Consider the following 26,095-nt stretch of genomic DNA (forward strand, 5'->3'; position numbering starts at 1 on the left):
TGGGACACCAAAGATATTACCGTCGTAGCTATAGGAACTCCAAAAGCCGAAGGATTTTTGGGCACCACATTACGATATAAACAGTTCTCCGCGGTAGCATATATGCAAATACGTGTCGGAGGAAAGTCCTATAACCAGACTTTGGTAGATCGTGTGGAAAATGCTGACCCTCGCTATAACGTAGACCAAAGGGTGTTTGACGAAAAATGGAAACAACCCGGTGATCGTAGCTTTTATAAGAGCATAAGAGATTTAGGACAAACTCGCGTCTCTTCAAGATTTGTGATGGACGACAACCTATTGAACCTTCAGTCTCTGTTTGTATCCTACGAGACCACACCGGAGTTTTCGAAAAAACTGAAACTCTCCAATCTTCGATTTAGCGCTACTACCAACGACTTATTCCGTTGGTCTTCCATTCAGCAAGAAAGAGGTATTCAATATCCATTTGCTCGTAGTGTAAGTTTTTCGATCCAAGCATCTTTTTAATCTTAGATAACATGAAAAAATCAAAAAGATTGTCAACAATATATATCCTTTTCGCAACGCTTCTGTTAACGTCCTGTTCCAAATGGCTGGACATCAAACCGGAAACCGAAATCGATAGGACAGAACTGTTCTCTACCGAGGACGGATTCAAAGAAGCTCTATTAGGTATTTACATCAGAGCCAGCAAAACTGACCTCTATGGAAAAGAACTGACCGTCGGAACTCCGGAAGTGCTGGCTCAGAATTATATGATTTCTTCCATAGATCCCTTCCGATATAAGGCTACGGCTGAGTTTAAATACGATGACCAATACTTTATTGCACGAAAAGATAATATCTGGAAAGGACTCTACAACGGCATAGTCAACGCAAATCTCATATTAGAAAATATCGATAAGCGTCGCAATATCTTTCTCGGGAATAATTATAACATCATAAAAGGAGAGGCATTAGCTTTACGTGCATATTTTCACTTCGATGCGTTGCGTTTGTTTGCTCCAAGCTATAAGCAGGCAGCCACAGCCAAAGCTATTCCTTATGTGACTAAGTATAGTAATCTTTCTACACCATTCGGCTCCGTATCCGAAGTAATTGACTCTATAACCTACGACTTGGAAAAATCAAAAGTCCTTTTGGAAAAAGATCCTATACGCAGCAACTCTTATAGAATTGGTTATCCGACCCAAACCGACACCCTCCTGAACAGCGAGTTGTCCAATCCCGATCTTTTTCTTCAAAATCGAAGACACCGCATGAATTATTATGCTGTCTGTGCAACTTTAGCTAGAGTATATCTTTACAAAGGAGATACCGAAAAAGCTCTTGAAAACGCCAAAGAAATAATAGATGCAAAAAAATTCCCTTGGACCAACACAACAGATTTTATTGCCGTTGAAGAAAAAAATAAAGATAGAATTCTGTACAAAGAACTCATCTTTGGTTGGTACATCCCTTCATTGAGCACAGACTTAAACAGCAACTGGTTCTCTAACGGCTCTTCGGGCATGCACCTTGAGCAGATCGATGCCCAGTCTATATATGAAACTTCAGGTATCGGAGCTACAGACATACGATATATGCATTGGTTTATGACCGTGAGCAGTGGCAACAATTATATTTCTGAAATCGTAAAATATCGAAGAAACAGCCTCTCGGATAATGAATCAGCCAACCTCCACTACCTGATGGCTCCCGCAATAAAGTTAAGTGAGGTTTACCTCATAGCGGCAGAATGTGTTTATGATACCAATCCTACGCAAGCAATTCAATATTTAGATGAGATCCGTAAAAATAGAGGTATTGGGCAAACAACATCTGTGAGTGACAAACAAGCATTCTTACAGGAAATACTAAAAGAATTAAGGAAGGATGCCTTTGCCGAAGGACAGATTTTCTATGCCTACAAAAGACTCCATCTCCCTATTGTCGGATTACAGGGCAAGGTTTTCCAACCCGATAATAAAATTTTCGTACTCCCTCTTCCTGACGATGAACTTATTTATGGAAATCAAAAAGACTAGACCATGGAAACTAATCTTAACTTCAAAAATAATAATAACTATTCTAGTGATATTCCTTACTATCTCTTCATGCMAAAAAGCTGAATTGATAACCTATAACCATAATGCTGGTATATATTTCAATCTCAGCAAAAACGAAAGAGATAGCATAGTGTATTCCTTTGCTTACGATATCACTAAATCCTCGGATACCATAAATATCCCGGTAAGTATCTCCGGCTTGAGGGAAAATAGAGACCGCGTATACCAAGCGTATGTAGAAACCGACTCTTCCTCCGCTCAAGAAGGACTTCATTATAAAAAATTAGAGGAAGGGTATGCAATCTCCGCCGGAGAAGGTAAAGGCTTTCTTCCTTTTATAGTATATAACACACCGGACTTAGAAGAAAATAGTGTATCCGTGATTATCAAGCTTAAGGAATCTTCCGATTTTAATGTTGATAACCCGCAAATCATAAGAGCAAAGGTGGTATTCTCCGCAAGGCTGGAAGAGCCTATCTGGTGGAGCATGTGGCTTGGCGAATATTCAAGGACCAAGCATCAACTTTTTATCATTGCCACAGACCAAACATCATTGACCATGGACGGGCTCGATGCACCTAAAAATCTGTATTTCGTAGACCTATTGCGCATCATGCTCAACAACCCTTTCGAATGGGTAAATAAGAATCCGGAGAAAGGATATCTACTGCGAACAGATGACAATGGAATAACCTATAAATTCTACCACAAGGATAATCCCGAGCGTACAATCCTATTACGAAAAAATGCAGGCACAGGAGTATTTCAATTTATTGACGAACTAGGTAAAGAGGTTAGATAATGAAAATAAAAGCACAAAAATTCAAACTATTTAGCTATAGCTACTTCTTGTCCTTTGTCCTATTGCTTACTTCATGTTATAAAGACAAAGGAAACTATGAGTATGACATGCCGGTAGAGCCGGTAGTCAAAAACTTAGACACGCTATACAATATTATGGTAGGAGATAGTCTCATCATATCCCCTACATTTGAAAATATAGCTGATGAAGATATTGACTGCACGTGGGAAATCGCCGTACCGGAAGCTGTAGACCCTAGCTACTATACTTTTCAAGGCAAGACCCTACGTATTGTTTTCGGACTACAAGCAAAATTGTATTATGCTCGTCTTACCCTCCTCAATAAGTCTAATGGAATCAAATATTTCTATGATTTCAAAATTCAGGGAAAGACAGAATTTTCTGCAGGATATCTGGTGCTAAGTGAAGAGGAAGGCAAAACACAATTATCGTTTGTCAGACCCAATGGAGAGGTGCTCCCTAGAATTTACGAACTAATAAACTTAAACCCCTTACCTGAAAATCCTTTATCCATTCATTATCTCGCCAATAAATTTACAGGCAACACTCCATTAGGCTATTGGATAATATGTAAAGAAGAAGGCATAAGATTGGATGTTAACAACCTTAAACAAGAAGAACTAAAACCCGGAAGCATTACAGACAACTTCTTCCTAGCCCCTAACAAAATCGAAATTGGAAGCTTCCAAACCCATCCTCAAGGTGTGTTGATGGGAATTATTAACGGCAAATTTTACGGAGGCATTACCACCACGTGGGATCAAGCACAAACCTATGGCATGTTCGGCTCCTACGCAGATGGTGACTATGAGCTTCATGATAAATTTATCCTTACCAACATCAATGACAACATCAGCATCATTGCCTTTGAGAGAAACAGAAAGCAATTCTTACGGTTCAATATCTATGGCTCTGTAACCTATTTCGGAACACAATACTCGGTAACCAACAGCAGCATTTTTGACCCTACCAATATTGGCATGGACCTACTGAATATCGTACAGATTAATAATACAGACACCTATGCTTTCTGTCAAGATACCAACAAAAACATCTACGAGCTTAAATTCAATGTCAATTTCTATGGGCCTTTTACTTTTACACCCCTTCATAAAAGAAACTTTGTAAACCCTCAGATAATAACAGAAAAAACCAAAATGCTTGCCACAAAAACTGGCATCATATATATAGCCTCCGGAAACAAGGTATATAGTTATACACCTATAAACCAGAATCTACAGGAAATAGCTACAAAATTCAATGATGAGGTAACCATGCTCAAGTTGTCCGATGATGAACAAACTTTGATCATTGGATCAGGATCATCCATCTATTTTACAAATATTTCAACAGGAAATAATGGGGTGCTTATAGACACCATCGAAGGCATACCCGGCTCAAGTATAGATATTACATGGCGTTAAACTTTTAAATAAAAAACTATGAAATTTGTGTATTTATTAATTACTACTGTTCTTTTGTACTCTAATGCATTCGGACAAAACAATAGTTTTCTCATTCAAGGGAAGGCTGATAAACGATTTGAAGGAAAAAAATTATACCTCGACTACCAACAAAACGGCAATTCAATAACCGATTCAACAGTAATCAAAAACGGAAAATTCACTTTCAAAGGTCAGGCAGATGAACCCAACTATGCCCGCATGGTACTCGATACCGAAGGTGTAGGAAAACTTAAAGCACAGTATACTGGGGATCGACTATATTTTTTTATTGGAAACGAAACATATAAATTCAACATTACTGAATCATTAAAAAAAGCAACTATAAGCGGCTCTTCCCTTCATGAAGACTTCCTCGAATACATCAATTTTATTGGAGGAGACTTCATGGATATTATCGATCAGGCAAACAGTGCTTTCGCTGCTGTCCCTCTCGACGCTCCCGATAAAGAGCAACAATATGCTGCCATAAAACAGAAATACGACCAAATTCTGGAAAAAAGAAACGATCAACAGCTTATTTTCGCAACACAGAATCCTAATTCGATATTTTCTATAGGAGCCCTAGTCGAAGTGGCCAACAGAAGAGGAACAAAACCTGTAGAATCCGCCTTCTATAATCTCAGCAAAGAACTCCAAAACACCATCAATGGTAAAGAACTGGCTGCCAGAATATATGCCGACAAAAATATCATCGTAGGAAGTATAGCTCCCAACTTCTCACAACCGGATACTCAAGGCAATATGATTCAATTATCCGATTTCAAAGGTAAGTTTGTCCTATTAGATTTCTGGGCCAGCTGGTGTGCCCCATGTAGGCTGAAAACCCTAACCTAAAAAAGGCTTACAATATCTATAAACCTAAAGGATTAGAAATTTTTGCGATATCACTGGACGACAAAAACAGTAAAGCGGCATGGATTAAAGCTATACAAGACGATGGATTACCGTGGATTCATGCAGCGGACCTCAAAGGTTGGAGAAACGAAGCTGCTGTGCTTTATGGTGTAAAAGGTGTCCCTCAAAACTATTTAATTGACCCAACAGGGAAAATCGTAGCTATAAACATCCGTGGCGAAGAACTTCACAAAGTGTTGGCAGAACATATTAAATAGTTGAAAAAACTTAGCCCCATAATACCAACATGTATTATGGGGCTAAACCTTTAAAATTATCTATTTAAAAAGCGCTAACGCCTTGTTTACTCTTTCTATCACCTTTTCCTTACCTAACAGCTCGGTGATGACAAAAACATCCGGACCGAACTTCCCTCCTACCAACATAATACGAAAAGGCATCATAAGCTCACCGACCTTCATTCCTGATTCTGCCACCTTTCCTTTAAACATGGGCTCCAGCACTTCGGCAGTCCAGCTCTGCTGAGCTTCAAAATCCTTTACTATATTCTCGAAGAAAACGGTTTTATTATCATTCCACTTAGGTTTCACTGCATCTACGTCATACTGCACCGGATCTGCAAAGAAAAATGAAGCTTGGTTCCAGAAATCAGACACATACGTCATTCTTTCCTTAACAGCGGCCAACACTCGCTCTACGTAACTATCTTCCACGTCAGTAATGCCATTTGCTGCCAACACCTCTTTGACCTGAGGAAGCAACACGACATCATCAGTCTTTTTAATCCACTCGTGGTTAAACCATTTTGCCTTCTCGAAATCGAATTTAGCTCCGCTCTTACTGATACGTTCCACCGTAAACTTGTCGATAAGCTCTTCCATGCTGAACAGCTCCTGATCAGTACCGTCATTCCATCCCAGCATAGCAAGCATGTTAACGAAAGCTTCTGGCAAGAACCCTAACTCACGGAAACCTTTGGTAAGCTCACCACTCTTAGGATCGGTCCAGTTCATCGCGTAAACAGGGAATCCCAGACGATCGCCGTCACGCTTGCTGAGCTTGCCATTACCATCCGGCTTGAGAATCAAAGGTAGATGCGCCCACTGCGGCATATCGGCTTTCCAGCCTAGATACTCCCACAACAATAGATGCACAGGTGCCGAAGGAAGCCATTCCTCACCACGAAACACGTGTGTGATCTCCATAGCCTTATCATCTACTACCACAGCTAAATGATAGGTAGGCATCCCATCCGCCTTCAACAACACTTTATCATCAATAAGTTTGGTCTCAAAAGACACCTGTCCCCGAATCATATCCGTGAATGTCACCACCTGATCTTCCGGCATTTTAATGCGGATAGTATGAGGCACTCCCGCTTTAAGCAGCTCTTCCGTCTCTTCCTTCGAAAGACTTAGCGAGTTACGCAACTGCATACGGTTTTCGTGTGAATATCTGAAGTTAGGTTGTAACTTGCGTTGTTCCTCCAACTCTTCCGCTGTGTCAAAAGCATAATAAGCATAGCCGTCAGCGACAAGCTGTTCGGCAAACTGACGATACGAAGGCTTACGCTCACTCTGTCTGTATGGACCATATGCTCCCGGCTTCAGCGGACTCTCATCCGGAATGAGACCACACCACGCAAGACATTCCTGAATATATTCTTCAGCCCCCGGCACAAAGCGGGTCTGATCCGTATCTTCAATCCTTAGAATAAAGTCTCCTTGATGATGTTTAGCGAATAAATAATTGAACAAGGCTGTTCTTACTCCACCTAAATGTAGACCTCCCGTAGGACTAGGTGCAAAACGCACCCTTACTTTTTTCTGCGAACTCATAATGCAAAATTACTTATTTCTCAACTAATAAAGGAATTAGTCCGACAATTAAGGACAATTTAAAAGTCTCACTTTTGCCATAATTTTTTTATTTTGTAGCCTAAACTACAGGATATGAATATACCTTATACTCATAACAAGCAGATTTGGAAATTGCTTTTGTTCATTTTCGCAGCAGCAATAGCCATCGCTTCTTTGGTATATACTAATTATCTTGTGGAGAGCCTCTCCAAGTCGGAACGGACAAAGGCTGAAGTATGGGCCATGAGCACCAAGAGCATCATGACCATGCCCGATGTGGACGACGACTTTATAAGCTTCATCTATGCGGTAAGGGATAGCCTCACACTGCCGGCAATCATTACGGACAAGGAAGGGAATATCATCTTCTGGCGAGACTTGGATAGTACCAAAACCAATATCAAAAGTGACGACTCGCTCAATAGCCGCCTGCAATACGACCCCGGCTATTTCCAGAAAGAACTCCAAGCCATGAAAAGAGCTCACGACCCCATCACCCTTAACCTGGAAAATGGGGAACAGTGGAAAATATACTACAAAGAGTCCAAAGCGCTGCAAAACCTTCGCGTATTCCCCTACATTCAGCTTTCGCTTATCGCCTTGTTTTTGGTTATCGCCTATTCAGTATTTAATTCGATAAAAAAGGCGGAACAGAACCTTGTCTGGGTGGGTATGGCCAAAGAAGCAGCACACCAGTTGGGAACTCCAATCTCTTCACTCATGGGATGGATAGAAGTCATCAAGCTCAAATACAACTCGGACGATGACGTTATCCACGAGATGGAACGCGATGTCAACCGCTTGGAAACTGTGGCCGACCGCTTCTCAAAAATAGGGTCCAAACCTGTATTGACCAATCATAACGTTTATGAGGTTATCCAAGACTTCGTAAACTACTTCAAGATAAGAACCAGCGAAAAGATTTCATTTATTCTAAAGGGAGACACCCACGTAGAAGCTATGCTCAACGTTCCTCTCTTTGAATGGATTATCGAAAACCTACTCAAAAATGCCGTAAATGCTATTGATAAAGAGGGCACTATAACCATCTCAATAAAAGAAAATATTGCGAAAGAAGAAATTTTTATAGACATTAGTGATACGGGTAAAGGAATACCCAAAGCTAATTTCGATACTATATTCCAACCGGGATTTACTACACGCCAACGCGGATGGGGATTAGGATTAAGTCTCACCAAACGCATGGTACAATACCATAACGGACATATTTTCGTTAAAGAATCAGAAATTGGTAAAGGAACGACGTTCAGAATAGTACTAAAAAGCAATCTAAATTATGAACCAGCTCAAATCTGAAGACTATCCAGCGATATATGAAAATTACGTAGAATCCGTTCAGGGAGATGTCATGGCAGTATTGGAAGAACAGCTGACCTCCTTCCCGAAATTTATCCGCCGCATCCCTGAAAGCAGGCATACCTACACCTATGCCGAAGGAAAATGGACAGTGAAAGAGATTCTTTGTCACATCGTAGACACCGAAAGGGTGATGTCTTATCGTGCTCTGCGCTTCGCTCGAAATGACATGACCGAACTGGCATCTTTCGAACAAGATGAATTTGTAGCCAACGGGAGGCACAACGAAAGATCTATAGACAGTATCATAGAAGAATTCGTACATCTTCGCAAAGCCAATATTGCGTTGTTTAAAAGCTTCAACGATATAGAACTCGCCCGCAAAGGTATGGCCTCCGGACGTCTCATCAGTGTCTTGGCGTTCATCTATGTCATTGCCGGACATCTTAACCATCACAAATTTATCTTACAGCAAAAATACCTTAAAGATTAGCTATGATATGGAAGAAACCTTTTTCGCTCGATGAGATAAACCAATATTTTGGTATCAATATGACCAAACATCTGGACATCAGAGCTTCAGAAATAACGGATAACAGCATCAAAGCCACAATGCCTATTACGGAGAAGGTACTGCAACCCTTCGGTATACTTCACGGAGGAGCTTCTGTAGTATTAGCAGAATCCGTGGGCAGCATTGCCTCCGCCCTCGTCGTGGACACCGAAAAATACAATGTTGTGGGAATGGAAGTCAATGCCAATCATCTTCGCCCAGGAAAGCAGGGTAGCACGTTGGAAGCAACCTGCACCCCCATCCATCTAGGACGCACCACCCATGTCTGGGATATCAAAATACATGACGAGAAAAACAAGCTGATATGCATTTCCCGCCTTACTGTGGCAGTCGTAAAAAAATAAGCTGCTCCTCATTTCACAGAAGAGCAGCTTCCTATAATTTTCGATAGGTAGTTTATTTCACTCTGACAAAAGGTGTCTCCGCATCCCCCACCCACTTGTACTTGTAGATGGTGGTCTGCTGCTGCCCGTCTTCGGACTTACCGTTATGGGAAATATAAAAATATCCGTCGCCTAGAGGACACAGCCCCGTAGCTCCCCATTTGAAATGCCATCCTCGGATTCCCGTCTTTTCATCCTTCGACCCCAAGTCCGCCAAAGATAGCTGTGTTACCTTTAGCCACTTGTCATCGGATTTAATTTTTCCTTTGAATGGCTTTTTGTTTCCGTCAATGATAAATAGATCGTAGTTCGGATATTGTGGTTTGCTCCCTTTATATACTGCCGCCATAAGGTGCCCCGTAAAAGGATCGTAAGCTAGATTCTGTATACCATAGCGTGTATTGCCTGTTTTCACAAAATATTTGTTCAACGGTTTCTTAGGGCCCGAATGATGCAGGTTGTCTTGCAATAGCGGACTGGCATACTTATTCCAGCCACTCACATCATATCTTAATATTACCTGATAGTCATTGTCGTCACGCTCATTATCGCCATATACGCCGTAAGCCACATACAGATACTTCTTACCCTGCTTATTGCCTCCGATGGCAGGAGCAAAAGCTACTCCATCTATACCGGAGCAAGCAAAGCGGTGCGCCTTCTCTTGGCCATTTACCAGCACTTTAGCCTCATAATCCTTCAACACCTCAGGTAGAAATACCGTATTTATGATGTCTTTTTCTTCTTCTGCATTCATCTCCGGACGGACAATCTTAGAGCCGTCAATCACAGCAATATAAAAACCGTTGCTGCCGCCCTCTTTAACACCTAACGCATTGCGGATTCCCTGTCCTATCGCATCGTTCTTATATTCCAGAGAGCCGTAAATCTTGCCGTCCTCTTCATTGAAATCCAGGTCCCCCAGATGTCCCAAAAACCCTGTAAGACTACCTATTAATTTGCCGGAAAGGTCCATTTTTAGCAGTTTGTGCGTAAAGGACATATATACGTATCCATTCTTATGGTCTACCACTACTCCTTGGACGTGGAGCTTGCCTTGCTTTCCGGAATATAGGGAGTCAGGTAGATGGACTGGGCTAACCTGCCCTCTTACCCCCACTGCAAAAACACCTAAAATCAAAGGTTAGAAAAATCGTCTTTATGTATCTGTTCATTTCTACGTAATGAGTAATAATTATTAAGGTTTACGATATGGAATATAATTGAGCAATTTAATAAAATATACTTTATTTTCCTTATTTTAAATTATTTTCTCTTTCATTCCAGCGCATTTGAGCAAGAAAAACATAGAACTCATGGAAGTATTACGTTTAACCTTAATAAAATTAGAAGGGTAAACAAACTTTTTCAACAGAATAAATGTTATCATTTAGATACCATTAATTTGGTATTATGATACGGTTTAGGTTTTGGAGAGACTTTACCCCTCAAAGTCTCTCTTTTTTTATAAAAATCTTTAACGAATGCCTTTGCAAATTTGTTATTTTTTTTCTAAAATCAAATTAAATTTATTAGTCTTGTAAAATAGTAAAAATTAACCAAGTCTTTAGTTTGATCAAATAACAAAAAATCTATCGATGAATTCGCAAAACCTAAGTAACCAGAACGGCAGCTCCACTGTTGGGCCGATGATTATTATTGGAGCTTTATTTTTCATTTTCGGCTTTATTACTTGGCTTAACTCCCTACTGATTCCTTATCTGAAGATAGCTTGTGAGCTTTCCGAGTTTCAGGCATATCTTGTAACCACTGCCTTTTACATTGCGTATTTGGTGATGGCTCCTGTATCCACATGGGTGCTCAATAAGTTTGGTTTCAAGCGAGGGATGTCCATAGCATTGGCTATCATGGCTTTCGGCGCATTGCTGTTTATTCCGGCAGCTTACACCCGAATCTACATTATCTTCCTCTTAGGCTTGTTCATTATAGGTGGCGGATTGGCTATCTTACAGACAGCATCCAACCCATATATTACCATCCTTGGACCGGTAGAGACGGCAGCAAAGAGAATCAGTATCATGGGGATCTGTAACAAACTGGCAGGAGCCGTAGCCCCTATCATCTTGGGATTGTTCCTAAATCTTGAAGCAGCCGACAATGTCTCTAAACAACTTGAGACATTGAGCGAGGCCGAAAGAGAAAGTGCGCTTAGTGAAGTTGCTCTTCAAGTGGTAAACCCTTACATCGGTATTGTCGTAGCATTACTTATTCTAGCGTTTTGGATTGCTAAAGTTCGCCTTCCAGAAGTTCAGGGCGTAGAAGAGGAGAGCGAAGATCACCATGTGATTTCGGAAGGCAAAAAAAAGCGCATGGGGATTCCCGCACGTGGTACTGGGTTTCGTAACCTTATTCCTCTATGTAGGGGTAGAAGTTTTAGCGGGAGACACCATTATCTCTTACGGAAGCTCTATCGGTGTTCCTCTTTCAGAAGCGAAATTCTTTACCGGAATGACCATGATTTCCATGGTAATCGGCTATATCATAGGTATTATTGCCATCCCTAAATTTATCAATCAGGAAACTGCCTTGAAGCTTTGTGCTATTGCCGGTATTCTATTCACTTTCGGCATCGTCTTTACTTCCGGCATGACATCGCTTTACTTCGTGGCTCTGTTAGGACTAGCTAACTCCTTGATTTGGCCTGCTATTTGGCCTTTAGCACTCAAAGGTGTAGGTAAATTTACCAGTGCAGCTTCAGGAATTTTGGTGATGGGTATTGCCGGTGGAGCGGTAATCCCTCCTCTTTACGGACAGCTGGCACATGCAGTAGGCGCACATCAAGCTTACTGGATTGCATTGCCTTGTTATTTATTCATCCTATTCTATGCCACAATAGGACATAAAGCCGGAAAAAAAAAGAATAGCTAATTAACATATACCTAAATACGAAATATAAAAAAGGCAGCTTAAAATGCTTAGGCTGCCTTTTCTATTGGAAATAATGAATCCGTTCGGGGGTAATGCAACACTTTAAAGGAATATCCCATTCCCCTATATCTTCTATATGCTCCACAGGTTCAAAATAGCTGAGACCTACGGTATATACATCCTTCCTGCATTGCTGCAACAGACGGTCATAAAATCCTTTACCATACCCTACCCTGTTTCCTGCTTTATCGACAGCCAGTAAAGGTAAAAGTATGACGTCCAGTTTTTTCTCCTCCACCGGGACAGCATGTACAGGCTCCGGAATCCCCCATTTGTTGACTTCCAACTTTGTGTCTCTTTCATACAGAAAATTCTGCATGGTGCCGTTGCTAAAATCAGATTTTGATATAACAATATTAACGGATGGATGTGCAACGCGCATCCATGCTATAAAAAGCGAAGTGTCTGGTTCATTTGCGGATGCTATAGAACAAAAAAACATGTACATACTTACAGCTATTCCAGTCAAGCTGTTGCAGATGTGCGAGCAACTGATTGTCGTAGCTCTTTTTTTGGTCTGCGCTCAGCCTATTGCGTAGCTGTTTATATTGCTCTCTTAATTCAGACTTGTACATATTACAAGTATACAAAAAAACGGCCTTGTAGTTGGGAACTAACAAGACCGCAATAATCAACCTAAACCTAATATTTTATTTCGTGTTATTTTACACGTTCGATGTAATCACCTGTAGTAGTATCCACTCTTACTTTATCACCTTGGTTGATAAATAGAGGAACATTAATCTCAACACCGGTTTCTAATGTTGCCTTTTTCAAGGCGTTGGTAGAAGTGTCGCCTTTCACTGCTGGCTCTGTATAAGTAACTTCCAATTCCACACTTTTCGGTGCTTGTGCCATGATAGGCTCTTCACTTTCGAAGGCCACAATCACGCTCATACCTTCTTTCAAAAATCGTGCCGAATCACCGAATAAGAATTTAGGGATATTGTATTGTTCGTAGGTATTGTTGTCCATTACCACGAAATACTCACCATCTTCATATAAATATTGGTAATCGTTAGTTTCTACACGAGCGATTTCTACCACCTCATCCACACGGAAACGGTATTCTACCAGCTTACCTGTTCTTACATTACGCATTTTTGCTTGGTAGAAAGCACGCAAGTTTCCCGGAGTACGGTGTATATATTCTTCAACAGCAACTAATTCGCCATTAAAACGTAAAATATTTCCTGTTTTTACTTCTGAAGCTTTAGCCATTGGAATTATATTAGTGTTAATAAATTACGAATGCAAAAATAGAAAAAAGTCAGCGTTTATGAAAAATTTACTTATAAGAAAGAACAGATAATTGCTCTTCGCAGAAAGCATATTCTTTTTCCTGGTTAGAACCTATAATGATGACGCGGTCGGCTTTTTTGGTCTGTGCCACAAGATCGAGATACCAAGTCTCGCCATTCTGGTCGAGGTTGCTTGTAGGCTCATCCAAAAATAAAATCTTCGAATCACTGCAACAGGCAAGAGCAAGCTTGACACGTTGTTTCATGCCCGAGGAGAAAAATTTCAAGCCCTTGTTGAGGGACTTTTCCATCTTAAGAAGCGCTACGATACTCTTCTTGTCGAACGATGGCAAGGGAGATTTGAACTTAAAATGAAAGTCTAACAGCTCACTTAAAGTAAACTCTTCAATAAGCTCTATGTACGGCGCAGCAATGCTGATATGTTTATAGATATGTTCTACATCGATGGCCTGCCCTTCATGTTCGTATATTATAGCGCCTTCACTAGGGGTAAGCTGTCCTGTCAACACCTTGATAAGTGTCGATTTACCTGACCCGTTAGGCCCTAGGATGGCATAAGCTTGGGGAGCGGAGAAGGTATAATCTATTGCTCGGAAAATCCATTCCTGATTAAACCTTCTCCCTAAATTTTGTAGAGTTATCTTCAATAAATATCCTTCCTTTAATAGTTAACTTATTTAGTGTTAAAACCTCGCACTACACCGCGATCGGAGCTGCGTACAAAGCTTAGAATTTCATCTCGTATCTCTGTAGCCTCAAATTCAGCTTCCACGATATCCAAAGCTTTAGAAAGATTTCTGTTTTGCACGAACAGTACTCGGTAGATATTCTGGATTTCGGCAATCTGCTCTGCTGTAAATCCGCGACGACGTAATCCTACAGAATTGATGCCGGCATACGAGATAGGCTCACGGGCAGCCTTGATATACGGAGGCACATCTTTACGTACCAAAGTACCTCCCGTCACGAAAGCATGAGACCCTATTTTCGTAAACTGGTGTACCGCAACTAATCCCGCCAGCACAACATAATCTCCCACGGTGATATGTCCTGCCAAGGTACTTGAGTTGGAGAAAATACAGTTGTCACCAATGATACAGTCATGTGCAATATGGCTGTACGCTTTGAATAAGACAATTTTTTCCGACTTACGGTTTTGTAACGATCTTTAGTACCTCTGTTGATGGTTACGCATTCACGGATAGTGGTATTATCGCCAATTTCCGCTGTAGTAATCTCTCCTTCAAATTTCAGATCCTGTGGTTCTCCCGAAATAACAGCACCAGGGAATATTCTACAATTTTTTCCTATGCGAGCTCCATCCATGATGGTGACATTTGAACCAATCCATGTCCCCTCGCCAATAACTACATCCTTATGAATGGTGCTAAAAGGCCCTATTTCTACATTAGCACCAATCTGTGCATCAGGATGTATATACGATAACGATTGTATCATTTACTATAATATTATTTCACTTTAACTATTTGAGCCATTAATTCCGCTTCACTCACGATCTTTTCGCCTACCATACCTACACCTTTCATACGGGCAATACCGCGACGAATAGGTTCCAACAGTTCACATGAAAAGACTATAGTATCACCTGGATGCACTTGGTTCTTGAAGCGCGCATTTTCAATCTTCAAAAATAATGTCAGCCAGTTTTCCGGATCAGGGACGGTGTTAAGCACCAAAATACCGCCAGTCTGTGCCATGGCTTCAATCTGCAATACGCCTGGAAACACAGGAGCTCCCGGGAAGTGGCCCATAAACAGATCTTCATTGATGGTCACATTCTTAAGACCTACCACATGTGTTTCCGATCAATTCCAAAATTTTGTCTACCATCAAGAATGGCTGTCTGTGTGGAAGAATCTTCATGATATCCACCGTATCATACACCGGTTTGGCATGGATATCATAAGTATTGATTTTTTTCTTGCTCTTTTCTCTCCTTATCTGATTTTTGATGCGCTTAGCGAAAGCTACGTTGGCGGCATGACCAGGACGTGCTGCCATGATATGGCCTTTGATAGGACGACCCACCAAAGCTAAGTCACCTATCATATCCAGCAGCTTGTGACGCGCCGGCTCGTTCTGATATCTCAATTGAATGTTGTCCAAAATACCTTCATCAGCAACGGTAACCTTCTTGTTGAACAGCTTCTGAAGCTTATCGAGCTCTTCATGTGAAACTTCCTTATCCACTATAACGATAGCATTCGACAAATCGCCACCTTTGATAAGGTTATTATTTACCAACATTTCCAACTCGTGCAGGAAGCAGAAGGTTCTTGACGAAGAAATTTCCTTCTCAAACTCATCAATAGAGCTTATAGAAGCATGTTGACTTCCCAATACCGGCGAGTTGAAATCGATCATACAGGTGAGCCTATAGCCGTCCAAAGGCATACCAACGATTTCTACCTTTCTCTCCGGTTCAGAATAATGGATATTTTCCTTTATCTCGTAAAAGTCTCTGTCCGCATCCTGCTCCACGAATCCCACTTCGGAGATTTTCTGCACAAAAATGCTAGAACTTCCATCTAGGATAGGAACTTCAGGACCATCCAAATCAATAAGGACATTATCTACCTGTAGGCCCACCAAGGCAGCCATCAGATGTTCAATGGTACTTACTGACGCTCCGTTTTCCGAAATGGTTGTACCTCTAGAAGTGTCTGACACATTGTCCGCATCTACCGATACGATAGGCTGACCTTCCAAGTCTATACGTCTGAACTTGAACCAATGGTTTTCAGGAGCAGGTCTTAAGGTCAGGGTAACAGATTTACCGGTGTGTAAGCCTATACCTGAAATTACAACCTCAGATTTTATTGTCCTTTGTTTTGTATTCATCTCATCCATCTTATGGTAATAAGTTTTTGTTATTTGTTTTTTATTAACTTTTCCAGCTCACTGATCCGTCTTTCCAGCTCAGGCAGTTTATTGTAAACTACCTGCGAACGCAATTGGCTGGTATATGGTCCGAATGGAGTTCCTCCCCACTTCTTATTTGCTTCCGTAATACTTCTATTGATGCCGGACTGTGCCTGAACTTGTGAACCATCCGCTATGGTTATATGTCCTACCGCACCAACCTGACCACCCAACACGACATGCTTACCCACCTTGGTACTACCCGAAATTCCGGTTTGCGCGGCAATCACCGTATTCTCACCGATCTCCACATTGTGCGCTATCTGGATAAGGTTGTCCAGCTTCACCCCCTTGCGGATAATGGTAGACCCCATGGTTGCCCGGTCCACCACCGTATTCCCCCCAACTCTCTACATTGTCTTCAATGACTACATTTCCTATCTGCGGGATTTTCTCGTAGGTACCGTCAGCCTGAGGCGCAAAGCCAAATCCATCACTTCCGATGACCACTCCCGAGTGAATAATCACGTTGGCACCTATCACACAGTCGTAATAAATTGTCACACCCGGAAAGATAACGGTGTTGTCTCCAATGGTAACGTTGTCTCCTATATATACACGTGGAAATATTTTTACATTATTTCCTATCTTCACATCACGGCTTATATAAGAAAAAGCTCCTATATATCCTCCCTCACCGATTTTGGCCGTCTCATGTATATATACATTGTCCTCAATTCCGGAACGCTCTGTACGCAAGGCATTGTAAATCTTAAGAAGCTCGGAAAACGACGTATAGGCATCTTCCACACGTATCAACGTGGTCTTTACCGCCCGCTGTAACACCAAACTCTTATTTACAATGACAATACTTGATTTCGTGTCGTATAAATACTGCTCGTATTTAGGGTTAGACAAAAAAGACAAAGCCCCCTCAAATCCTTCTTCAATTTTAGCTAACTGTGAAACTAAAACGTCTGGATTCCCTTCTACTTCTCCATTTAATAATGTCGCTATCTGTTCCGCTGTAAATTGCATGAATACAAATGTATCTTTTTTTCTTAAAATTTTTATTCAAAATTAAATGTGATACCATCCTCAACAAAGCCTAACTCCTTAGGATATATCAAGGCATATTTTACCACTTTCTTCGACAGTGCCTCCAAATTGGATAAATCCGACGCTTCAGCAATATCTAATAGCTTTCCTTTATTGTTAATAATTTTAATAGGCTCTTTGTCAGCACTATAGGCTGAATTGTAAATAGTCTGGTGATAAACAAAATAGTCCACCTCAGCTTCCGAAAGGTCAAAGTGTTGCTTGGCCTTATCTCTGACCATGGCAATCTCTTCTTCCGAAAAATCCTGTGAGCGCAACTCTGTACGAAACAGATCTCTCCGCATCAGCTTGCCACATAGCGTGCTCAAGATCTTATCCTCATGGTTTACCCACGATTTAATAGCCGACATGATGTCTGTATCATCCAGCTTCGTAAACCAATTAAGATGAGACTCCTCCGTGGTGAAGTTGTCCGCATTGACTTTATTCTTCAGAAAATGTTGAAGCGCCTGCGTAGCAAACAGATCATACCCTTGATTGCTTAACTCTTTGGCTCTTTTCAAAGCCTTTATTAACATCTGCTCAGCGCCCACCACAGTCTTATGAAGATACACCTGCCAGTACATCAAACGACGGGCTATCAAAAATTTCTCTACCGAATAAATACCTTTTGCCTCTACGACAAGCTCATCATCCTTTACCGCAAGCATCTTGATGATACGATCAAAGGAAATTACCCCTTCCGACACTCCTGTGAAGAAGCTGTCCCTATTGAGATAGTCCATCCTATCTGTATCCAGCTGACTGGAAACCAGCTGATGCACAAAAACGACGTGGATATTTATCGTTGAAAATCGTTATGGCTAAGGTAAGCTTTCCTCCAAATTCCACATTCAAGCGGTCCATAAGCATGGAGGAAATAACTTCATGCGACACCCCTTCGATCAAAGTGTGTTCAAGCGAATGGCTAAACGGCCCATGCCCAATGTCGTGCAGCAGAATGGCCACCAATGCGGCCTCTTCTTCCTCGTCGCTGACCAGCACGCCCTTGCTCCGCAAAGTATCTATAGCCAGCTGCATGAGATGCATAGCACCAATAACATGCTGAAAGCGGGTGTGCAACGCTCCAGGATACACCATGTGGGTCATGCTGACCTGCTTGATATACCTTAACCTCTGAAAATAAGGATGTTGAATCAAATCAAAAATAAATCCCGACGGAATTGACACAAAACCGTAAACTGGGTCATTAATGATTTTTTTCTTGTTCAACTGTCGTTCGTTTTTTGAAGTTTGTTATCTTTATATGGTAGATAGCCGCGCATTCGTACGAACACACAACACTGCTAACATAGGATCAAAGATACGGAGATTGGTGTTAATAAATGTTAAAAATGTAGCAGTTATTTCCCTTTCCTAAGCATTTTTACTAACTATTTGATATATTTTTGAACTTTGACGTCTACAAATTACAATGCATTGACGGGAATCTGTATAATCTGGAGGTCTTTTAAATATTACTATCATGGCAAAAACACATATTTTATGGCTGATGACGAGATTGAATTTTTGAAACCTCACATCCTGTTATTGGAAGGTAAAGGGTATAAAGTGAAAACCGTTAATAACGGTGCCGACGCGTGGAGGCTTTCAAAAACGAACCTTTCGACCTCGTTTTTCTGGACGAAAATATGCCAGGAATGACGGGATTGGAAACCTTGAGCATTCTTAAATCCATAAATCCCACCATTCCTAACGTTTTAGTAACCAAAAATGAGGAAGAGCACCTCATGGAAGAAGCTATAGGTGCTAAAATAGACGATTATCTCATCAAACCCGTAAATCCCAAACAGATTCTCCTCACCATAAAGAAATTTACAGAAAATAAACGTATTGTCACAGAAAAAACCTCCATGGCCTACCAACAGGAGTTCCGCAATCTCTCCATGTTAATCAACGACGGATTGGACTACAATGGTTGGGTTGAAGCTTACAAAAAACTCATCTATTGGGAACTTTCATTAGAAAAACTGGAAGACGACAGCATGCACGAAATCCTGCAGGCCCAAAAGTCCGAAGCAAATAACGTTTTTTTTTAAATACATTGAAAAAAACTACCTTAAATGGATAAAAAATCCGGAGGACGCACCTATCCTTTCTCACCAGCTGTTCCGCAAAAAAGTCCTTCCTTCCTTATCCGAAGAACGTCCCACATTTTTCTTCCTCATCGACAACCTTCGATATGATCAGTGGAAGCTTATCAACGACATTATCACTGATTACTTCCGTCTAGAGGAAGAAAGCAGCTACTACAGCATCCTCCCCACAGCTACGCAATATGCGAGGAATGCTATCTTTAGTGGTCTTACACCTCTGGAAATTGGAAAACGCTTCCTGACCTGTGGCAAAATGAATGAAGGATGAACAAGGTAGGCAAAACCTTCATGAGGACACCTTCCTCGCCGACCAACTCAAACGGCTGTACCGCAAGGAAATACGACATAGCTATACTAAAGTCCTTACGCACGAGCAAGGGCGCGACGTACTGGACAACCTAAGTAATCTGATGAACAACAATCTCAACGTACTGGTTTACAATTTCGTGGACATGCTTTCTCATGCCCGTACGGATATGGCGATGATTCGTGAGTTAGCTAACGACGAAGCTGCCTATAGATCGTTGACCTTATCGTGGTTTGAACACTCTCCGCTGCTAGACGCCCTGCGTTGGCTGGCCCAGAAAAACGTCCGTCTCATCATCACCACCGACCATGGCACCATCCGCGTGAAAAAACCTAGCAAAATCGTGGGATATAAAAGCACAAACACCAACCTCCGCTACAAGCAGGGGAAAAACCTCAACTATAACAGTAAAGATGTTTTTGTGATAAAAAATCCGCACGACGCTCAGCTGCCCTTACTGCATATGAGTTCTATCTTCGTCTTCGCCAAGGATGACCTCTACTTTGTGTATCCAAACAATTACAACCAATTTGTAAATTATTTTAACGGCACCTTCCAACACGGTGGGATTTCTCTTGAGGAAATGATCATTCCTTACGCCACTTACATTCCAAAGTCCTAACTTTGCGCTATGAAAATAGAGGTCAAACATCTGGAAGAGCTAAAAGAAGCAGCACAAACAATCATCGACGCCTTCCCTCAGGAACGCATCTTCTTGTTCTATGGACATATGGGCGCAGGTAAGACCACGCTTATCAACGAGTTGTGTCTTCTTCTAGGTGTCACAGACCATACCTCTAGCCCTACCTTTTCTATTGTAAACGAATACGAAGCTGCAAAAGGACAGATCTACCATTTCGACTTCTACCGACTCAAGGACGAGATGGAAGCACTGGATATGGGTTATGAAGAGTACTTCTACTCCGGCCACTATTGCTTTGTGGAATGGCCTGAAAAGATATCCAACCTTCTGCCCCTACATTATGTCAAAATCAGCATTTCCGCAATAGAAAACCAACATCGCATCATCGAAGCAGAAAAAATTTAACTTTTTTATGCTACCCGTGCAACCTTTTGCCCCTTGCTAGCGTCTTCCTAATAAACGAACTAACGAATTGGAGAATTCTAAATTACATAGCATCTGGCAAGGCTGTAAAAAGCAAGACAGAAAAGCTCAAGCCGAGCTCTATGAGTTATTCTCCCGAAAAATGTTCGTCATCTGTCAGCGCTATGCGCAGACGACATTGGAAGCTGAAGATATCTTGCAAAGTGGGTTTGTCAAAATTTTCACCAAACACCACCTGTATGATGAAAAAGGCTCTTTAGAAGGTTGGATAAAACGCATAATGGTCAATACTGCCATAGAACATTATCGCAAAAACAAGACATTGACATTCGAAACATTAGAAGGGACACACGAAAATTATACACACAGCGAGCTGTCTTCAACTCATGTTTCATACAAAGACTTGTTAAACCTGATCCGCGAATTGCCGGCAGGATATAGAGCAGTGTTTAATCTTTATGCTATAGAAGGATATTCTCACAAAGAAATTGCTGAAATGCTGGGCATAAGTGAGAGCGGTTCAAAATCACAGCTTTCCAGAGCACGACAGCTACTACAACAAAAACTGACAAAAGAAAAAATGCTTTAGGATGATGGAGCCAAATAACATAGACAAATTGTTTAGAGATGCTTTCTTAGACAAGGAAGAATCTCCTCGTCCTGCTGTTTGGGATAAAATAGAGCAACAGTTGAATGAGGAAACAAACGTTGTTCCCCTATATAGAAAATACCTTCCTGCTATTGCCATAGCTGCGACCATAGTGCTATTATCTTCCTTGGCAATAATGTTGTATCAGCAACGCCCACAAAAAAAGGAAGTGAACAGCCACATTATAGCCCTTGCTCCAGACACTGCGGACGACTTGTCAGAGAAGACTTCAACACCTCAAGATGCCATGGAGACACCGCAGCAACCTCTCTCCATAGAAAAGACAGAAGCTCAAAACTATCTTTCCTTTGAAAAGACTTCAGACCCGTATGAAACGGAAAAAGAACAATGAGACGAGAGCCTCAAATATTATGTCGGAAGAGCTTATTGCAGCGGCAGAACACAAGGTTGAACTCGAAAGTCTGGAGGAAATAGAAATGAAAACCATCTCCATAGAGCCAGAACCGGCGGATATAGACGTAAGTCCGATAGCAATTAGTGATAACCACGAATCCGAGCTGCAATATGCTGTAAACTATCGACGAGACAAAAAGAACTTCTGTAATCACCAGATTCTTAAATAAAGTAGCACAAAATATTGAAATCCAAAAAGGCAAAAACCTCTTCTTCAGCAATGACGAGGAAGGCTCCCTATCTATCAATCTATCACCAGCTTATGTGAGTAAATAACCCAAAACGTAGGACATGAAAACTTTCATCATATTTCTTCGGCTGATAATTCTTGTCGCTCTCCTTTCCTATACCTGCAAAGAAAGAAAGGAAATTAAGCCAGAAAAGAAGCCGTCAAAGACCGTTACAATGTCATTTTCAATAAACATCATTTAAACTCTTAACCTTTAGAACTATATGAAAACTTTTACCTTAAGATTTATACTGTCGGTAGCCCTCCTATGTACTTTACTTACCGGAACGTCATGGGCACAGCAACCTTTCACACTCAAAGGAAAAATAGGACAATATAATGCTCCAGCAAAGCTTTTCTTACAATACACAGAAGATGGTAAACAAATTACGGAAGCTATTCCTTTGACTGACGGCAAATTCGAATTCAAAGGAACACTGAAAAACGCTACGCCCGCGAAACTTTATCTTGTAACAAGCGGCAATGAAGCCGATATTAAGAATGCAGAGTCTTTCGACCTCATCATCAATCCGGCATCTATAACATTGAAGGGAAGTGCTTTGGAAAACGTTTCTGTACAATACACCCACCGCCCGAAGATAGTAACCGCCCAATCCTCATCCTCCGTAACCGGGGAAACGGTCGACACAAAGGCCTCCTCCCAATCGAAATCCGTAACGTTGGAAGTAGGAACCAAAGATGATAAAGACGACTCAGATAAATTCCCACGCGCCTTCGGTGGAATAACCTTTACTCGCCTAGACTGGGGACTGTCCCGCCTTCTCGATGACGGCAAGTTTTCCTTGTCGGACGACAACCAATTTATGAAATATAAAAAAGCTTCCAACTTCGGCTTTGATCTAGCACAATTTGGATTGCGGGTGAGTGACAACTTCAAAACATACATCTCCGCAGGATTCGAGTGGAATTACCTACGCTTAAAACAAAACATCCATCTGAAACAAGATGTCTCTCCTATTGCTTACGAACAGATAGACCCCAATGAGGTAGAATACACCAAAAATATACTAACCTCGACCTACCTTCGCCTCCCTCTTACATTCGAGTGGAGAAGTGATAAAAACAGCAAAGGAGAAAGAGTAAAAGTTGCGTTCGGCGCCATGACAGGTGTGCTATTAAAGGGTACACAACGTCTTAAGAGCAAAGAACAGGGAAAACAAAAGTTCAAAGACAACTACAGCTTGGCATCCTTCCAATATGGTCCTTTCCTAAGAATAGGATATGACGACCTAGGTATTTTTGCCAAATACTATGTCAACGACTTTTTCGAAAACAGTCCGGCACAGAAAGGGCTCAGCAACCTCGCCTTCGGATTGACGTTAGGATTTTAACATTGTAATTACTTTTTTTAATGTATTTTTATGCCGAAAGTTATTTCGGCATTTTTATTTTTTTATGGCTAACACATCTTCTTGTCAATATATATCCACGGACACACAAAAAATCGGTGTACCCGCCATCTATGGAGAAGGAGTCAGTGCAACTTTTGAAGGGAAAGAGAAAGTCACGGCCGTGGATACAGTCTCTTTTGGCATTGAAGAGAAAAAAATCACAGCCATAATAGGTGAGTCGGGTAGCGGAAAAAGTACAGCTGCTAAAACTGATATATGGCCTACTAGAGCCGGACGGTGGTGAAGTGCGATATAAGGGATGGCTAGTCCCCACACGCAAAGACAAGTTGATACCGGGACATGACGCCATGAAGATGGTTTCCCAAGGATTTGATGACCTCAACATGTACGCCAAAGTCTGGGACAACATAGCTTCCCAACTGCCTAACACTGACTTGGGGCTGAAGCAGCAACGAACTTCCGACATTCTCGAAAAACTGAGAATAGAACATCTAGCACAGCAAAGGATTGCAGACTTAAGTGGAGGAGAAAGACAAAGGGTAGCTATCGCTCGCGCACTGATAAACGACCCTGAAGTACTGCTTATGGACGAACCTTTCAACCAAGTGGACGCCGCCTTCCGCGATGCCCTCCAACAAGATATAAAAAATATTGTTCAGGAAACAGGATTAACGGTAGTCTTGGTTTCCCACGATCCCTCAGAAGTGCTGGCCATGGCTGATGCCCTCATCGTGATGCGCAACGGTAAAATTGTCGATATAGGCAATCCAAAAGACCTTTACTACCACCCGAACCATCCCTATACGGCTCAACTACTGGCAAAAAGCAACATTCTCACTAAGGAGAAGGCCTCACAAATAGGCATCATGACCGAACATACCATAGCTGTACACCAAGAATGGATAGACGTACAGCAAGATGATTCCTCACCTTTCACAATCAAGAATGTACGCTTCCGCGGCTTCTATCAGGAATATATTTTGGGCAATGAATCCCTCACGCTTCATGCTATCGTAAAAACGCAAGAACCATTGCCCAAAGGCACCAAAATCAAGTTGGAAATACAGAACTTTATTGCTTTCCCACTTCGGCCTTAATGAGTTCAACCATCTTGGTAAACTCCTGATCTTCAAAACCTATAGATTGGTAGATAATTTTGCCGGAACGGTCCAAAACGACATTACGTGGAATAGATTGGTCCGCAAAAAGACCGAAAACACCTCGTTTCAGATCCGGATATACCGGGAACGTATAGCCATTATCTTTGACAAAAGGATCTATCTTATCCCACCCTTCTTCACGTGCCAGCACCAATACCGCAAATTCTTCATTATCTTTCAAGGGCTCCCAGATTTCCTTTTGCAGACGCGGCAGCTCTCTCCGACAAGGAGGACACCAGGTTGCAAAGAAGTTCAACAGCACCACTTTGCCTCTTAAGCTTTCTGAACTGATTTTTTTCTGGTCTTTACCTTCCACCACAAATGAAGGTGCATTACTTCCAAGGTTAACTTTCCAGTCTTGTGCTTTCGTAGCAAAAGCAAAACAAATCAAACCGCATATTAACAAACCTACTTTTTTCATAACTTATAGCTGTTCTATCCAATTTATCATCTCCCTAAACCAATCTTTGCTTTCCATCTTGTTGTTCATCCCAAAACCATGTCCCCCCAACTCAAAAGTAAATAAATAGTTTTTTATACCATATCGATCCAAAGCAGTTGTATAACGATAGCTATTCTCAATAGACACCACTTTGTCATCCTTAGCGTGAATCAAAAAGGCCGGAGGAGTATTTTCTTTTATGTTCTTTTCATTCGAAAAGCGGACTACATCTTCTTCCTTAACATCCGGCCCAATTAAGGATTGCTTCGAACCGTTATGGGTTACCCCGTCCTCCATACTTATTACGGGGTATACCAATACTGAAAAGTCAGGTCTTAAGGAATACCCTCCACTTAGCTCAGGAAGATAATTCGTGTCGAAATGGGTGGATAAGGTAGAAGCCAAATGCCCTCCTGCAGAGAAGCCTATCACTCCAAACTTCAGATTTTGCAACTTCAACTTGTAGATTTCCTGCTGCATCACCACAAAAGCCCGCTGTGCATCCTGAATAGGAGCGATACGCTTATCGACCTGCTGTCTCTTCGCAGGAATGCGATATTTGAGCACAAAAGCACAATAACCTAATGTTTTCAGCCGAAGCGCCACCTGATGCCCTTCATGATCCATAGCATGATGGGTATAGCCTCCTCCCGGAAGTATCAAAAAGACCTTATCCTTAGTAATATTCTCAGGGATATATTTATAAAATTCTGGAATATTATCCTTCAAATACGCTGTATCGAGCGTATTCGGCAATACGTCGTACAGCTGCATTTTTTCCTGTGCTTGCAACATGCCCCAAAACATGGTCATAAAAAGAAATATGTACGGTTTCATCT

Annotated in this window: 23 protein-coding genes and 6 pseudogenes; 18 read left to right on the forward strand and 11 right to left on the reverse strand. The window is 41.5% G+C overall.

Annotated features, from left to right (window positions below; genetic code table 11):
- The first annotated feature begins 57 nt into the window (after nt 1-57).
- The 5 genes and pseudogenes from SD31_RS14805 to SD31_RS02690 all read left to right on the forward strand — a co-directional run bounded on the left by SD31_RS14805 (nt 58) and on the right by SD31_RS02690 (nt 5,431).
- Nucleotides 58-489, forward strand: coding sequence for a hypothetical protein (locus tag SD31_RS14805; protein WP_052258586.1), 432 nt, complete (start codon nt 58-60; stop codon nt 487-489).
- Nucleotides 490-500: 11 nt separating this feature from the next.
- A complete protein-coding gene (locus SD31_RS02675) occupies nt 501-2,009 on the forward strand; it encodes a RagB/SusD family nutrient uptake outer membrane protein (protein ID WP_039053005.1) in 1,509 nt (502 codons plus the stop codon).
- A gap of 85 nt (nt 2,010-2,094) precedes the next feature.
- Nucleotides 2,095-2,832: a DUF4843 domain-containing protein gene (locus tag SD31_RS02680; protein ID WP_197053495.1), complete on the forward strand. Its 738-nt coding sequence runs from the start codon at nt 2,095-2,097 to the stop codon at nt 2,830-2,832.
- On the forward strand, nt 2,832-4,277 hold the full coding sequence (locus tag SD31_RS02685) for a PKD-like family lipoprotein (RefSeq protein WP_039053007.1): 1,446 nt from the start codon (nt 2,832-2,834) through the stop codon (nt 4,275-4,277). Before SD31_RS02680 ends, SD31_RS02685 begins: the two co-directional genes overlap by 1 nt.
- A gap of 18 nt (nt 4,278-4,295) precedes the next feature.
- Nucleotides 4,296-5,431, forward strand: a pseudogene (locus SD31_RS02690) (redoxin domain-containing protein).
- A 60-nt stretch (nt 5,432-5,491) separates the two neighbouring features.
- Here the strand turns inward: SD31_RS02690 and gltX are convergent.
- On the reverse strand, nt 5,492-7,012 hold the full coding sequence (gene gltX / locus SD31_RS02695; RefSeq protein WP_039053008.1) for a glutamate--tRNA ligase: 1,521 nt from the start codon (nt 7,010-7,012) through the stop codon (nt 5,492-5,494).
- Between the two features lie 114 nt (nt 7,013-7,126).
- Between gltX and SD31_RS02700 the strand changes: the two genes are divergently transcribed.
- Genes SD31_RS02700 through SD31_RS02710 form a run of 3 tightly spaced genes read left to right on the forward strand, consistent with a single transcriptional unit; the run spans nt 7,127 to nt 9,268 of the window.
- The gene (locus SD31_RS02700) at nt 7,127-8,350 is read left to right on the forward strand and encodes a sensor histidine kinase (RefSeq protein ID WP_039053009.1); all 1,224 of its coding nucleotides are present in this window, start codon (nt 7,127-7,129) and stop codon (nt 8,348-8,350) included.
- A complete protein-coding gene (locus tag SD31_RS02705) occupies nt 8,331-8,843 on the forward strand; it encodes a DinB family protein (protein WP_039053010.1) in 513 nt (170 codons plus the stop codon). The genes SD31_RS02700 and SD31_RS02705 overlap by 20 nt, the downstream gene beginning before the upstream one ends.
- 2 nt (nt 8,844-8,845) lie before the next feature.
- Nucleotides 8,846-9,268, forward strand: a complete 423-nt coding sequence (locus tag SD31_RS02710; protein ID WP_039053011.1) for a hotdog fold thioesterase — start codon at nt 8,846-8,848, stop codon at nt 9,266-9,268.
- 52 nt (nt 9,269-9,320) lie between these two features.
- On the opposite strand, the gene SD31_RS02715 is transcribed toward SD31_RS02710, so the two are convergent.
- Entirely contained in the window at nt 9,321-10,448 is a 1,128-nt protein-coding gene (locus tag SD31_RS02715) for a hypothetical protein (protein WP_039053012.1), read from the reverse strand.
- A gap of 457 nt (nt 10,449-10,905) precedes the next feature.
- On the opposite strand from SD31_RS02715, the gene SD31_RS02720 reads away from it, so the two are divergent.
- Nucleotides 10,906-11,832, forward strand: coding sequence for an MFS transporter (locus tag SD31_RS02720; RefSeq protein ID WP_039053013.1), 927 nt, complete (start codon nt 10,906-10,908; stop codon nt 11,830-11,832).
- Nucleotides 11,792-12,196, forward strand: a complete 405-nt coding sequence (locus tag SD31_RS20545; RefSeq protein ID WP_039053014.1) for a hypothetical protein — start codon at nt 11,792-11,794, stop codon at nt 12,194-12,196. The genes SD31_RS02720 and SD31_RS20545 overlap by 41 nt, the downstream gene beginning before the upstream one ends.
- Before the next feature lie 61 nt (nt 12,197-12,257).
- Here the strand turns inward: SD31_RS20545 and SD31_RS02730 are convergent, their stop codons facing one another.
- The 7 genes and pseudogenes from SD31_RS02730 to SD31_RS21145 all read right to left on the reverse strand — a co-directional run bounded on the left by SD31_RS02730 (nt 12,258) and on the right by SD31_RS21145 (nt 18,732).
- Nucleotides 12,258-12,725 carry a 5-formyltetrahydrofolate cyclo-ligase gene (locus SD31_RS02730; RefSeq protein WP_316929731.1) on the reverse strand — a complete coding sequence of 156 codons (468 nt, stop codon included), beginning with the start codon at nt 12,723-12,725 and terminating at the stop codon, nt 12,258-12,260.
- Nucleotides 12,726-12,916: 191 nt separating this feature from the next.
- Complete coding sequence (gene efp / locus SD31_RS02735) at nt 12,917-13,477, reverse strand: elongation factor P (RefSeq protein ID WP_039053015.1); 561 nt, start codon at nt 13,475-13,477, stop codon at nt 12,917-12,919.
- Nucleotides 13,478-13,544: 67 nt separating this feature from the next.
- Nucleotides 13,545-14,165 (reverse strand): ATP-binding cassette domain-containing protein, encoded by a 621-nt coding sequence (locus SD31_RS02740; protein WP_039053016.1) that lies wholly within the window; start codon nt 14,163-14,165, stop codon nt 13,545-13,547.
- Nucleotides 14,166-14,191: 26 nt separating this feature from the next.
- Nucleotides 14,192-14,976 (reverse strand): annotated as a pseudogene (lpxA, locus tag SD31_RS02745) (acyl-ACP--UDP-N-acetylglucosamine O-acyltransferase).
- An 11-nt stretch (nt 14,977-14,987) separates the two neighbouring features.
- A pseudogene (locus tag SD31_RS02750) lies at nt 14,988-16,380 on the reverse strand (bifunctional UDP-3-O-[3-hydroxymyristoyl] N-acetylglucosamine deacetylase/3-hydroxyacyl-ACP dehydratase).
- Nucleotides 16,381-16,409: 29 nt separating this feature from the next.
- Nucleotides 16,410-17,439 (reverse strand): annotated as a pseudogene (gene lpxD, locus SD31_RS02755) (UDP-3-O-(3-hydroxymyristoyl)glucosamine N-acyltransferase).
- A 32-nt stretch (nt 17,440-17,471) separates the two neighbouring features.
- Nucleotides 17,472-18,732 (reverse strand): annotated as a pseudogene (locus SD31_RS21145) (HD domain-containing protein).
- Between the two features lie 253 nt (nt 18,733-18,985).
- On the opposite strand from SD31_RS21145, the pseudogene SD31_RS21150 reads away from it, so the two are divergent.
- The 8 genes and pseudogenes from SD31_RS21150 (at nt 18,986) to SD31_RS02795 (ending at nt 24,751) form a co-directional block, all read left to right on the forward strand.
- A pseudogene (locus SD31_RS21150) lies at nt 18,986-20,545 on the forward strand (PglZ domain-containing protein).
- 9 nt (nt 20,546-20,554) lie between these two features.
- Nucleotides 20,555-20,971, forward strand: a complete 417-nt coding sequence (tsaE, locus tag SD31_RS02770) for a tRNA (adenosine(37)-N6)-threonylcarbamoyltransferase complex ATPase subunit type 1 TsaE (protein ID WP_039053017.1) — start codon at nt 20,555-20,557, stop codon at nt 20,969-20,971.
- Nucleotides 20,972-21,038: 67 nt separating this feature from the next.
- Nucleotides 21,039-21,578 carry an RNA polymerase sigma factor gene (locus SD31_RS02775; protein ID WP_039053018.1) on the forward strand — a complete coding sequence of 180 codons (540 nt, stop codon included), beginning with the start codon at nt 21,039-21,041 and terminating at the stop codon, nt 21,576-21,578.
- 1 nt (nt 21,579) lies between these two features.
- Complete coding sequence (locus SD31_RS02780) at nt 21,580-21,990, forward strand: hypothetical protein (protein WP_039053019.1); 411 nt, start codon at nt 21,580-21,582, stop codon at nt 21,988-21,990.
- Nucleotides 21,968-22,222: a hypothetical protein gene (locus tag SD31_RS02785; RefSeq protein WP_039053020.1), complete on the forward strand. Its 255-nt coding sequence runs from the start codon at nt 21,968-21,970 to the stop codon at nt 22,220-22,222. The genes SD31_RS02780 and SD31_RS02785 overlap by 23 nt, the downstream gene beginning before the upstream one ends.
- Before the next feature lie 283 nt (nt 22,223-22,505).
- A complete protein-coding gene (locus SD31_RS02790) occupies nt 22,506-23,633 on the forward strand; it encodes a DUF4369 domain-containing protein (protein WP_082021781.1) in 1,128 nt (375 codons plus the stop codon).
- 64 nt (nt 23,634-23,697) lie between these two features.
- On the forward strand, nt 23,698-23,937 hold the full coding sequence (locus SD31_RS19800; RefSeq protein WP_262506509.1) for an ATP-binding cassette domain-containing protein: 240 nt from the start codon (nt 23,698-23,700) through the stop codon (nt 23,935-23,937).
- Nucleotides 23,867-24,751 carry an ABC transporter ATP-binding protein gene (locus SD31_RS02795; protein ID WP_262506510.1) on the forward strand — a complete coding sequence of 295 codons (885 nt, stop codon included), beginning with the start codon at nt 23,867-23,869 and terminating at the stop codon, nt 24,749-24,751. The genes SD31_RS19800 and SD31_RS02795 overlap by 71 nt, the downstream gene beginning before the upstream one ends.
- On the opposite strand, the gene SD31_RS02800 is transcribed toward SD31_RS02795, so the two are convergent.
- Together SD31_RS02800 and SD31_RS02805 are read right to left on the reverse strand one after the other, a co-directional pair.
- Nucleotides 24,726-25,235, reverse strand: a complete 510-nt coding sequence (locus SD31_RS02800) for a TlpA family protein disulfide reductase (protein ID WP_039053021.1) — start codon at nt 25,233-25,235, stop codon at nt 24,726-24,728. The genes SD31_RS02795 and SD31_RS02800 overlap by 26 nt on opposite strands.
- Nucleotides 25,236-25,238: 3 nt before the next feature.
- Nucleotides 25,239-26,093, reverse strand: coding sequence for an alpha/beta hydrolase (locus SD31_RS02805; protein WP_039053022.1), 855 nt, complete (start codon nt 26,091-26,093; stop codon nt 25,239-25,241).
- Nucleotides 26,094-26,095: the final 2 nt, after the last annotated feature.

The sequence above is a fragment of the Sphingobacterium sp. T2 genome, assembly GCF_000814685.1.
Classification (GTDB): Bacteria; Bacteroidota; Bacteroidia; order Sphingobacteriales; family Sphingobacteriaceae; genus Sphingobacterium; species Sphingobacterium thermophilum.